Origin of the sequence: Pseudomonas frederiksbergensis, assembly GCF_001874645.1 — a bacterium.
GTDB classification, from domain to species: Bacteria; Pseudomonadota; Gammaproteobacteria; order Pseudomonadales; family Pseudomonadaceae; genus Aquipseudomonas; species Aquipseudomonas frederiksbergensis_B.
Genome location: NZ_CP017886.1, coordinates 1109685 through 1121613 on the forward strand (window position 1 = coordinate 1109685; position 11929 = coordinate 1121613).

Annotated in this window: 11 protein-coding genes; 5 read left to right on the forward strand and 6 right to left on the reverse strand. The window is 59.3% G+C overall.

Annotated features, from left to right (window positions below; translation table 11 throughout):
- Positions 1-12 precede the first annotated feature (12 nt).
- Complete coding sequence (locus BLL42_RS05580) at positions 13-2244, reverse strand: DNA internalization-related competence protein ComEC/Rec2 (RefSeq protein ID WP_071551150.1); 2232 nt, start codon at positions 2242-2244, stop codon at positions 13-15.
- A 135-nt stretch (positions 2245-2379) separates the two neighbouring features.
- On the opposite strand from BLL42_RS05580, the gene BLL42_RS05585 reads away from it, so the two are divergent.
- Positions 2380-2895, forward strand: coding sequence for a DUF2062 domain-containing protein (locus BLL42_RS05585; RefSeq protein WP_071551151.1), 516 nt, complete (start codon positions 2380-2382; stop codon positions 2893-2895).
- A 64-nt stretch (positions 2896-2959) separates the two neighbouring features.
- On the opposite strand, the gene BLL42_RS05590 is transcribed toward BLL42_RS05585, so the two are convergent.
- The 4 genes from BLL42_RS05590 to BLL42_RS05605 form a co-directional block, all read right to left on the reverse strand.
- Positions 2960-3739 carry an ABC transporter permease gene (locus BLL42_RS05590; RefSeq protein WP_071551152.1) on the reverse strand — a complete coding sequence of 260 codons (780 nt, stop codon included), beginning with the start codon at positions 3737-3739 and terminating at the stop codon, positions 2960-2962.
- Positions 3736-4668 (reverse strand): ABC transporter ATP-binding protein, encoded by a 933-nt coding sequence (locus BLL42_RS05595; RefSeq protein WP_071551153.1) that lies wholly within the window; start codon positions 4666-4668, stop codon positions 3736-3738. The genes BLL42_RS05590 and BLL42_RS05595 overlap by 4 nt, the downstream gene beginning before the upstream one ends.
- A gap of 133 nt (positions 4669-4801) precedes the next feature.
- A complete protein-coding gene (locus BLL42_RS05600; RefSeq protein WP_071551154.1) occupies positions 4802-5425 on the reverse strand; it encodes a glutathione S-transferase family protein in 624 nt (207 codons plus the stop codon).
- A 43-nt stretch (positions 5426-5468) separates the two neighbouring features.
- Positions 5469-6128, reverse strand: a complete 660-nt coding sequence (locus BLL42_RS05605; RefSeq protein WP_071551155.1) for a transglutaminase-like domain-containing protein — start codon at positions 6126-6128, stop codon at positions 5469-5471.
- Between the two features lie 248 nt (positions 6129-6376).
- On the opposite strand from BLL42_RS05605, the gene BLL42_RS05610 reads away from it, so the two are divergent.
- The gene (locus BLL42_RS05610; protein WP_071551156.1) at positions 6377-8824 is read left to right on the forward strand and encodes an acyl-CoA dehydrogenase; all 2448 of its coding nucleotides are present in this window, start codon (positions 6377-6379) and stop codon (positions 8822-8824) included.
- Between the two features lie 95 nt (positions 8825-8919).
- On the forward strand, positions 8920-9318 hold the full coding sequence (locus tag BLL42_RS05615) for a PA2817 family protein (protein ID WP_071551157.1): 399 nt from the start codon (positions 8920-8922) through the stop codon (positions 9316-9318).
- A gap of 66 nt (positions 9319-9384) precedes the next feature.
- On the opposite strand, the gene BLL42_RS05620 is transcribed toward BLL42_RS05615, so the two are convergent.
- The gene (locus BLL42_RS05620; protein WP_071551158.1) at positions 9385-10383 is read right to left on the reverse strand and encodes a LysR family transcriptional regulator; all 999 of its coding nucleotides are present in this window, start codon (positions 10381-10383) and stop codon (positions 9385-9387) included.
- A 90-nt stretch (positions 10384-10473) separates the two neighbouring features.
- On the opposite strand from BLL42_RS05620, the gene BLL42_RS05625 reads away from it, so the two are divergent.
- The gene (locus tag BLL42_RS05625) at positions 10474-11100 is read left to right on the forward strand and encodes an alanyl-tRNA editing protein (RefSeq protein ID WP_071551159.1); all 627 of its coding nucleotides are present in this window, start codon (positions 10474-10476) and stop codon (positions 11098-11100) included.
- Between the two features lie 57 nt (positions 11101-11157).
- Complete coding sequence (locus tag BLL42_RS05630) at positions 11158-11928, forward strand: 2OG-Fe(II) oxygenase (RefSeq protein WP_071551160.1); 771 nt, start codon at positions 11158-11160, stop codon at positions 11926-11928.
- Position 11929: the final 1 nt, after the last annotated feature.

The window sequence follows — 11929 nt, forward strand, 5'->3', positions numbered from 1 at the left end:
GATGAGTGGCGGCTATTTGATGGACGGCGGGTCGCGCCAGAAACGGGGTTGCTGGCGCAGCGATTCGGGCAGCTCAAACGCCCCCAGACGCAACCGCAAGGCGCCCTGCTCGGCGCTGTCATATACCTGCATGCCCAACCGGCGATAGCGCGCCAGCACTTGCGGATGGGGATGACCGAACGAGTTGTCGTGCCCGCGGGAAATCAGCACGGCTTTGGGTGCCAATGCCATGAGAAAGGCCATAGACGATGAGCTGTGACTGCCGTGATGCGGCGCCTGTAGCCAGTCGGTCGCGACCGCCAGCGGAGTTTCGAGCAACGCCTGCTCGGCTCGGGCGTCGATGTCGCCCGTCAACAACAGACGCTCGCCGTTGGCTTCGATCTGCAGGACGCAGGATTTCTGATTGCTTTCGCTCGCCTCGGACCATTGCCAGAGCGCAAAACTCACACCATCCCACTCCCAGCGCTGACCGCTCTCACAGGCTTGCGCGTGCAACTCGGCCGGCAGCGCTTCGGGATCACCGCTGAGTACCTGCGCCACCGGCAATCCATTTGAGACCGAGCGTGCGCCACCCGCGTGATCGGCATCGGCATGACTGATCAGCATCACATCCAGCTTGTGCATACCGAGCTTGCGCAACGATGGCAACACCACCCGCTCGCCCAGATCGAAATCACCGAAGCGCGGGCCGGCGTCGTAGAGCAACGCGTGATGGCGAGTGCGGACCACGATGGCCAGGCCCTGGCCGACGTCCAGCTGCCAGATTTCAGCCATGCCGTCAGGTACGGTTCTGAGCGGCGGGAACACGATCAACAGGAGCATCGGCCAGCCCAACAACCGCATGGGCAGGCCTTTGGGCAGCAACAGTAGAAAAGCGCCGAAAGTACTTATCCCCCAGACCCAAAGGGGAATCACCGGGGCAACCCATGCCGGTAGCCGCCCGGCCACCCATGCCAGACCGCTGAACAGAACGTCGAGCAAACCGCCGGCGAGCCACAACAGCCCCTCGCCGACATAAGGCAGCGGCAGCAGCAACGTCCCCAGCAAGGCCGGGGGCAACACCATCAGGCTGATCCAGGGCACCGCCAACAGATTCGTCAGCGGACCACTGAGGCTGATGGGCAAACCCAGCAGCGTCAGCAGCGGACACAAACCTATCGCGATCAGCCATTGCGCGCGCGTCCAGGTTTGCCACCAGCGCCAGGCGCCCAGGCGGCCGCCGAAGGTAAAGATCAGCACCGCCACTGCTGCAAATGACAGCCAGAACCCCGGTTGCAAACTGGCCAGCGGCTCAAGCAACAACACCGTATTCAACGCCAGCAGCAAGGGCCACCAGGCACCCAGATGGCGAAACCACAGGCGCCATAACAGCACCAGACCGATCATCACGCAGGCTCTGCGCACCGGCACCTCGAAACCAGCCAGCAGCCCATAGCCGAGCGCTGCGGCGAATGCCATGCCGCAGGCCCACGGCAGCCAGGGCAACGTCTGCGGCCACAGCCCGTAACGCGCCAATCCGGCAATCAGCAGATAAACCATCCCGGCCAGCAATCCAATGTGCTGCCCGGAAATCACCAGTAAATGCACGGTGCCGGTGTCTTGCAATACGCGCCAGTCTTCGCTGCTCAGGCCGGACCCGTCACCCAGCACCAGCGCCGCCAACGCTCCCGCGCGCCCTTGAGCATCGACCGCCAGCAAGCGCTGGCGAACAGCATCACGCCAGGCCCCTTGCGCAGGTCGGAGTAACTGTCCATCTTTGACGCTGCCTGTGGCACCGATGCGTTGCGCCAACAGCCAGGCGTCGTAATCAAAGCCCTGCGGATTGAGCAACCCCGTGGGGCGCTTCAATTTCACCGCCAGTCGCCAACGCTCGCCACTGTTGACAGCCGGACCGTCGTACCAGGCCAACCGCATCAAACCCGGCAATCGTGTGCGCCGCGACTCGCTATCAGCCAACTCGAAACGCACCACACCTTGAGTGTTCTGCGGCAAGCCGACAACTCGCCCCTCGACCCAGCGGGTTTGCCCGTCGAGGCCCGATGCCAAACGATCATTCAACGCCCAGTGCGCACTGGCGCACGCCCAGCTGAAGCCGAACAGAAAAAACGCCAGCGGGTATGTGCGAAACGGCAACAGCATCAATGCCAGTACGGGTAACAACAGCAGTAACCCGACCGGTGGCAGCACCGGTAAAAAACGCAAGGTCAACAGACCCGACGCGAGCGCCAACATCCCTGTGCGCATTAGCTCGTCCTTGAGAGTCCCCTCTCTTGGATTAGCCGAGTTACAAAAGTCCGCGTTTATTAATTGTCACAAAGTCTGAATTGGCGCTCAGTAGAATCCGGGCATACTTGCCGCTTGAACTGACCGAGAAGCCTTATGCCCCGGCGCTTATTCAAACGTTACATGCCAGACCCGACCCGCATTCGAGAACACAAATCCTTACGCTTTCTCGGCACGCTGCTGCATGACCCGAACCTCTGGCACCTCAATCGGCATTCGGTTGCGCGCGCCATGGCCATTGGGGTGTTCGCCGCTTTTCTACCGATTCCGTTGCAAATGCTGGTGGCGGCAATGCTTGCCATTTGGGTGCGCGGCAATATTCCGATCGCGGTGAGTCTGGTCTGGCTGACCAACCCGATCACCATGCCCGTGGTGTTTTTCTTCACCTATCAAGCCGGCGCCTGGCTGATGGATATACCCGCCCGCAGCCTGCCGGATGAGCTGACCTGGGATTGGATCAGCGGTGAGCTGTCGACCCTTTGGCAACCGTTCCTGCTGGGCTCGGTGGTGGTTGGCCTGCTGCTCGGCGCGTTGGCCTACTGCCTGACCATGACCTACTGGCGCTGGTGGGTCAGTCGGCTATGGAAGCGGCGCAAGCAAAGACGGATGTAGAAATGCAATAACGGCACCTTTTAGGTGCCGTTATTGATTCGTAGGCGCTGGAGCAGATGTGCGTTTAGGTGCGCATTCCGCGCCCGCTGACCAGCAGTCGCGCACAACCGATATACAGCACCACGGTTGCCACCAGCATGAAGGTAATGGCGACGCTGATCTTGATGTCCGAAACGCCGAGGATGCCGTAACGGAAAGCGTTGACCATGTGCAACACCGGGTTGGCCAACGATACGGTCTGCCAGAAGGGTGGCAGCAGACTGATCGAGTAGAACACCCCGCCCAGGTAGGTCAACGGTGTCAGCACAAACGTCGGGATAATCGAAATATCGTCGAAGTTGCGTGCAAACACCGCGTTGATGAAGCCCAGTAGCGAAAAGATCGTTGCCGTCAGCACCACCACCAGCACGGTAATCCCCAAATGGTGAACTTGCAGGTGAGTGAAGAACAGCGAAAGCAGCGTCACAATCACGCCCACCGCCAGACCGCGCAGCACCCCGCCCACGGTGTAGCCGATCAGAATGGTGTGCGGCGACACCGGCGAAACCATCAGCTCCTCGATGGAGCGCTGGAATTTGCTGCCGAAGAAGCTCGAGACCACGTTGCCGTAGGCGTTGGTGATCACCGACATCATGATCAAGCCCGGCACAATGTATTCCATATAGGTGAAGCCACCCATGTCACCGATTTGCCGGCCGATCAGATTACCGAAGATCACAAAGTACAGAACCATGGTGATGGCTGGCGGCAGCAGGGTCTGCGGCCAGATCCGGGTAAAACGCCGGACCTCACGATAAACAATGGTATTGAGCGCGACGAGGTTGGGTTTCAGTTCGGAACTCATACGGCCACCTTCGCCAGATTTTTCTCCACCAGAGACACGAACAACTCCTCGAGGCGATTGGTTTTGTTACGCAGACTCAATACTTCAATGTTCTGCATGGCCAACTGACCGAACAACGCGGTAATACCAACGGCTTTGTCGACCTGGATTTCCAGGGTGCGGCTGTCGAGCAAGCGGGTCGGATAGCCGTTCAACTGCGGGGCTATCGCCATGTCGTTCTTCAGGTCCAGCAGGAACGTCTCGACATGCAGTTGGCTGAGCAGGTTACGCATGCTGGTGTTTTCGACGATGGTGCCGTGGTCGATGATGCCGATGTTGCGGCACAACTGCTCAGCTTCTTCCAGGTAATGCGTGGTGAGGATGATGGTGATGCCTTTCTGGTTCAACTCGGTGAGGAAGCTCCACATCGAGCGGCGCAGTTCGATGTCCACGCCAGCAGTCGGTTCGTCGAGAATCAGCAGACGCGGCTCATGCACCAACGCACGCGCGATCATCAGTCGACGCTTCATGCCACCCGACAGTGAACGTGACGGCACATCGCGCTTGTCCCACAGGCCGAGCTGAGTCAGGTATTGCTCTGCGCGTTCCTTGGCGACTTTGGGCGGGATACCGTAGTAACCGGCCTGAGTCACGACAATGTCGAAGGTCTTTTCGAACTGGTTGAAATTGAATTCCTGCGGCACCACACCGATGCAGCGCTTGAGCGCGGCCGGGTTGCGGTCCAGGTCATGTCCAAAGATATTCACCGTTCCGCTGGTCTTGTTCACCAGGGTCGAGAGAATGCCGATGGTCGTGGATTTGCCGGCACCGTTGGGGCCGAGCAAGGCGAAAAAGTCACCTTCGGCGACATCCAGATCGATACCACTCAAGGCCTGGAAACCGTTGCCGTAGGTTTTGGTTAGCTGCCGGATGGACAGAGCAGAACTCATATCGGATTTACGCACCAAGAAGGGAAGTCAGGAATGAATAAGGGCGAGCGGCGACCCATGCCACCGCGGCGCATGAACGCAATGGTGCTTGGCGATGCCGCACAAGTACAGTCAAGTGTGTTGATAGTCAGTATTAAGTCAACGCGGTCATGACCGCTTTTTGATAAGCCGGGCGTTGTTTCAGGCGCGCATACCAGGCTTGCAGATGAGGCATTGGCGCTCGCTCGATGGGCATCTCGAACCAGGCATAGATAAAGCTACCCAACGGAATATCGCCCACGCCGATCTCGTCGCCGGACAAATACGGCTTCTGCGCCAATGCCTGGTCGACCATCGACAGCAATTGCTCGCAGATTTTCTGCGCCGCGTTGATCGCGACCCAATCCTGCTGATCTGCCGGGGTGCGCAATACGCCCCAGAACACGTGGCGAAAAGGTTCGGCAAACGACGAAGTGGTCCAGTCCATCCACTTTTCCGCACTCGCCCGGGCCTGCACATCGGACGGGGACCAGTTCGAACCCGCCGCGTGACGGGCAGCCAGGTAACGCACGATGGTATTGGACTCCCACAGCACAAATCCGTCGTCTTCAATCACCGGAATGCGGCCATTGGGGTTCATCGCCCGGTATTCCGGCGTGTCGACCACACCAAAAGCCCCGCCCGCATCCTGCGTTTGGTAAGTCAGCCCGAGTTCCTCGGCGCACCACAGTGCCTTTCTGACATTCGACGAATTTTTCCGACCCCAGATCTTCAGCATGACCGCTCCTCAATGGATGAATGCCGGGGCAGTCTACGCCGGATCAGGCACGACTCAAATCGCTCTGCATATCCCCCAGCAATGCCGGTGACTGATCGTTGAATAAGTGTGGGTAGAGCTTTTCCAGGTACTCGAAGAAGAACACCTCAGGTACATCGGCGAACTGGCCATGGTCGACCAGGTACTCCATTGACTGTTGCCCCTGGCGATTGAACGGGTGGAAGACGCTGTCGTTGATCCCGTCGAACTCCAGCGCCGGCACATCGAACAACTCGCAAAGTTTCTGGTTGAACGCCGGCGTGGCCTTGACCCAGCGCCCCTGCAAATACAACTCGGTGTAACCGTGCATGGCGAATACGTCGCTCTTGAGCAACTCGATCAAGCGTGGGGTCGACAGGTGATTGCGCACATCCGCAAGACCAATCCGCGCCGCGATTCCACAGTGCCGCGCGCACCCGGCCAATAACGTGGCTTTGGGCACGCAGTAGCTCTCGCCAGTGGCCAGCGCATAACTGCCACGCAAGGTCGCGGGATCACGGCTGAAAGTGTAGGGGTTGTAGCGCACCGCTTCACGCACAGCGTAATACAGACTCACTGCCTGCTCGACCGGATCACGGCTGTTGCCACGATACCGTTCAGCGAACTCCACCACCGCAGGGTGGTCACTATCGATGAAGCGGCCGGGACTCAGATACTCATGCATGAGAAGAATCTCCTGGGGAAGCCATGAGTCTATCGACAGACCTAGCACAGAGATAACGACGTTTCGGCCAAATTCGAGAGCTTGTCGTACGTGCAACAAAGCTTTTTTACAACGTCCGTCAGCGCTATCACTCACGAAATTCACCACTGTTTCCCACGATTTCAAACACATTGCTCTGACCACCCTGTTTTGCAGATGCCGTCTAAGCTCTGAAGGTGGTTTGACCCTGGCTTCACGGAGGATTGAATATGCTGCTGTTGTGGATACTGGTTCTGGTGGTCGGGATTGCCTGGCTGGCTCACCGCCGCATCGCGCCCCTGCCCGCCCTGGGCATTGTGGCTGTGTATCTGCTGGCGATGGGTGTCTTCAGCCATGCTCGAGGCTGGCTGCTGCTGATTTTCTGGATCGCGCTGGCCGCCGTGGCGGCGCCCCTGCTGCTGCCCGACCTGCGACGCAAATACTTCAGTGCCCCACTGTTCAACTGGTTTCAGAAAACCCTGCCGCCGATGTCGCAAACCGAACGCGACGCTATCGATGCGGGCACCGTCTGGTGGGATGGCGAGCTGTTCAGCGGGCGTCCGGACTGGAACAAACTGCTGTCCTACCCCAAAGCGCAATTGAGCGAAGAAGAACAGGCGTTCATCGACGGCCCGACCGAAGAGCTCTGTGCCATGGTCAGCGACTGGCAGATCGGCCAGACGATGGACCTGCCGGCAGAGGCCTGGGCGCACATCAAGCAGAATGGTTTTTTTGCCCTGATCATTCCCAAGGAATTCGGTGGCAAGGGGTTTTCCGCCTACGCCCACTCGCAAGTAGCGATGAAACTGGCCACCCGCAGCGGCGACCTGGCATCGACAGTGATGGTGCCCAATTCCCTCGGTCCGGCCGAGCTGTTGCTGCATTACGGCACCGATGAACAACGCAACCATTACCTGCCACGCCTGGCACGCGGCGACGACATCCCGTGTTTCGCGCTGACCGGCCCACTCGCCGGCTCCGATGCGGGCGCCATGCCCGACACCGGGGTGATCTGCAAAGGTGAATGGGAAGGCCAGGAAACCCTGGGTCTTCGACTGAATTGGGAAAAACGCTACATCACCCTGGGTCCGGTCGCCACCCTGCTTGGCCTGGCGTTCAAGGCGTATGACCCGGACCATCTGCTGGGTGACCAAGAGGACCTTGGCATCAGCCTCGCGTTGATTCCGACCGACACCGCGGGGGTCGAAATCGGCCGACGCCACCTGCCCCTCGGCGCCGCCTTCATGAATGGCCCAAACGGCGGCAAGGACGTGTTTGTACCGCTGGATTTCCTCATCGGCGGCCAGGAGATGCTCGGCAAAGGCTGGATGATGCTGATGAATTGCCTGTCGGTCGGGCGTTCGATCTCGCTGCCGGCAGTCGGCACCGGCGCGGCCAAGTTCACCAGCCTGGTGACCGGTCAATACGCTCAGGTTCGCGAGCAATTCAATGTGCCGCTGTCTGCCTTCGAAGGGATTCAGGAAGCGCTGGCCCGTATTGGCGGCAACGCCTGGATGATGGACGCCGCGCGCATGCTCACCGCCAACGCAGTGGATCTCGGCGAGAAACCGTCGGTGCTCTCGGCGATTCTCAAGTATCACCTCACCGAACGTGGTCGCGAGTGCATCAGCCATGCGATGGATGTGCATGGTGGCAAGGCGATCATCATGGGCCCCAACAACTACCTCGGGCGCAGCTGGCAAGGCGCGCCGATCTTCATCACGGTGGAAGGCGCGAACATCCTTTCACGCAATTTGATGATTTTTGGTCAAGGCGCGATCCGTTGCCATCCGTTCGTACTCAAGGAAATGGCCCTCGCCGGCCGTGAAGACAAGGATCAGGCACTGAAGGAATTCGACGGCCTGCTGCTCAAGCACATCGGTTTCGCCGTGAGCAACGCCGCCAGCACCTTGGTGCTGAACCTCGGCGTCGGGCATTTCGAACACCTCCCGGGAGACAAACCCAGCCAGGGCTACTTCCGTGCCCTCAACCGTCAGGCAGCAGCATTCGCCCTGCTCGCCGACCTGAGCATGATGTTGCTGGGTGGTGAACTGAAACGTCACGAGCGTCTGTCGGCCCGACTCGGCGATGTACTGAGCAACCTGTACCTGGCCTCTGCCGCCCTCAAGCGTTACCACGACCTCGATTCACCAGAGCACATGGCGCCGCTGTTTACCTGGGCCATGGAAGAGAGTCTCGGCCAGTCGGAACGGGCGCTAGATGAACTACTGAACAACTTCCCGAGCAAGGTGCTGGGTTGCCTGATGCGGGTGATCGTGTTCCCGTTCGGTCGCCGTCACAAAGGGCCGTCGGACAAACTCGGTGCCGAGGTGGCTGCGGTCATTGGCCGGGCCAAGGGCGACCCGACGCTCGAAGAGTTGCTGGGGGGTTGCTACCGTCCGCAATCGGTCGAGGACCCGGTCGGCGCCCTGCAACATGCCTGCGACCTGCTGAGTGCCGCACAGCCGCTACAGAAAAAAATGCACTTTGCGCTCAAGAGCGGGCAGTTCAAACCGAGTGCCGGGGAGCCTGTCATCGACGCCGCCCTGGAGGCCGGCGTGCTGCAAGCAGCAGAAGCGCATACCTTGCGTGAGGCCGAAGCCGCGCGGCGCAAAGTGATTGACGTCGATGACTTTTCCAAGGAACAGCTTGAGCTGGCGAAGGGCAAGACCCGCTAACGCGGTGGCTCGTCCGGCGGGTCAAGGGTGAAAAGCGGGCGCTGGAGCTATATACTCCGGCGCCCGTTTTGCTTTAGTTCTAGAGGACTCCCGTTATGCTCGACCAAACTCTCGTCCAGCTCGACCTCCTGCGCAGTATCCTGGTCGCTGTCGGTGAAGCCGAGCAGGTTCCAGACGAAAGCCATGCCCTGTTCCTGGAGCGCTTCGACGAACTGCGTGCGTCGCTGCCAATCGATCCGATCGAAAGCCAATACCTGGGTCAGGACATTCTTTGTCAGGTCATCACCCGTTATCCGCAAATTGCCCACCTGGTCCCCCGCGACCTGTTGTGGTATTTCGCCGGCGACTGCCTGCACTACATGCCCGACGATGAAATTGCTCTGTACCAGGCACTGGAAGAACGTCGTTACGAAGCCGAACAGAATGACGAACCGTTCGACTGGAACCAGGAAAAACAACTGCTGGCCCTGTCGAACCAGGACAGCAAGCACTGATCCCCGATCAGATATGCAAAAGGCCCGCACGGTTATCCCGGCGGGCCTTTTTATTGTGTCCGGACATCAGAGCAATCCATCACTCTCCGGCAACTCATACGCCGCCGCGACCTTGCCCGAACCACTGAACTTTCCCGGCTTGCTCAGTGTCGGCTCCTTCTCCAGGCACGCCACCAGATAATCGATAAACACTCGAAGCTTGGGCGGTAAATAGCGTGTCGGCGAATGCAGCAGCCAGGCGCCGCCATGATAAGACGCCAGAAAGGTCCAGTCCGGCAGGACTTGCACAATCAATCCTTGTTCAAGCGCATAACGCGCCGTGAAGTACGGCAAGCTACCAATCCCGATGTGTTGCAGAACCGCCCCCAGCCGCACGCCCGTGTGATTGGCAGCGTACCGGCCACGGACACCGACGGTCACCGCCTGGGTGCCTTTCTTGAATTTCCAGCGGGCATCGCTCGGCGTTTCGCCCAGATAGATACAGCTGTGATTGAGCAAGTCATGGGGATGGCTCGGCGTTCCGTGTTCAGCCAGGTATTGCGGGGTTGCGCAGAGCAAATGATCGATGGTCAGCAACTGCCGGCCGACCAGCCCGGCCGGTGGGCGATCAGTAATGCGAATCGCCAGGTCGACATGATCGTCGATCAAATCGACCTGACGATCCTCAAGTAGCAGCTCTACATCGACTTTGGGATAACGACGCAGAAATTCCGGCATATGCGGATGAATCACGAATCGTCCCACCGCCTTCGGCACGCTGACCCGCACCAGTCCTTCAGCTTCATGGGTGAACTGGCCACTGATTTCCATCACTGACCGGGCGGCGCTGACCATTTCCTGACAGCGCTTGAACACCTCTTCGCCACCGTCACTCAGACGTAACTTGCGCGTGGTCCGCTGCAACAACCGCGTGGCCAGCGCCTTCTCCAGGCGCGAGATGCTGCGACTCACCGCCGAAGGCGACGAGCCCAGTTGTCGAGCGGCCTCCGAGAAGCTTCCGGTCTCGACAACCTTGACGAAAATCGCCATTTCACCCAGCAACGGCAGCGGTAGATTTATGCTCACAGCGCAACAGTCCTTTGATGTTTGAACGGATTATCACGCTATTCCAGCCTTCATATAATAAAAATAGAAACTTTAATAAGGGCATGGAATATGACGCTTCGCCTCTTTTTCCATAGTGATGACCTCAAAGCCAATGTGGAAGTCCTGGATTGCACGCCCTGTGAGAACGAGTTCGCCGTGGTACTGCGCGCCACATTGTTTCACCCACAGGGCGGTGGTCAGCCTTGTGATACCGGCTGGATCGGTGAAAGCCAGGTGCTGCGGGTAGCCCAGGAGCCGGAGCGAATCGTGCACTACGTCGACCAACCGGTAAAACCGGGAATGACTTCGATCAAGGTCGACGAAGAGCGCCGTCAGCTCAACAGTCGTTTGCATTCAGCCGGCCACTTGATCGGTCACTTCGCCGAAACCCAGGGCTGGACGCCGATCAAGGCGCACCACTGGCCAGGCGAAGGCCGGGTTACGTTCCAGCCAGGGGAAACGTCGCAAGAGCTCGACGCCGAGGTGATGCAAAATGCCCTCGCACAGTGGATTGCCGACGACCTGCCGCGCCTGACTTCGCTGCGTGAAGGCGCGCGGGAAATCGGTTTCGGCGAGTTGCCCGCCTATGGCTGCGGCGGCACTCATGTACGGCGCCTACAGGAATTAGGCACGGTCACGATCGCGTCCCTCTCGCAGAAGAAGGGCACGCTTTCAGTTCGCTACGACGTGGACTGAAGCCTGGGGAGCCCGCGCTCGCGGGATCGACGACAATCTGATAGATGGACCTAAGACATGATGCTTGACGTCGAGCGTCTCGATGAGACGTGCATACAAAAGCTGGCCAACGAAGAAGTACTCGCCATTCGGCTAAAGAACTTTATTGCAGAACCGCTCGCTATCCAGATCGGCGACAAGATTCTTGCCCCCGGCTTTGAAGGCTACATCAACGCCCCCAGCATCGGTCGTATCGGCATGGCGTTCTATGAGGCGGAAAACCAGCCCCTGCTGATCGAAGACTATTTCGAGCGAGCCACCTCCAACATCGCCGAACTGCGGGCCCGTTGCGCGCCTTACTCCTCACCTGTCGACACCCTGCGCTGCATGCTCGACGAGTCCTGGCCGGCGGGCGCTCACCTGGAAAACCTCTACGGCCGCAAGATGTACGTCGGCCTGTCTCGCGTGGTCAAACCCGGGGTGTGCTTTCTCGCCCATCACGACATTTTCGCCAAGGACGCCCCCGACAGCTTTCAGGCCAAAAGCCTGGAGGCGCAATTTGCCTGCAACGTTTACCTGAATATGCCAACCGAAGGTGGCGCGCTACAGATGTGGGACCACGACATCTCGCCGGACCAGTTTGACGAAATGCGCGGCAACAGTTATGGCATCGACCCCGCCCTGCTCGGCCCTCCCACTTTGGAAATTCGCCCTGAGCCTGGCGATTTCATCATGTTCAACTCGCGGTGCATGCACTCGGTGACCCCGGGTGTGGCCGACCCGCGATTGAGTCTGTCGTTTTTTGTCGGTTATCGCGGCAACGCCTCACCCCTTACTTTCTGGAGTTGAA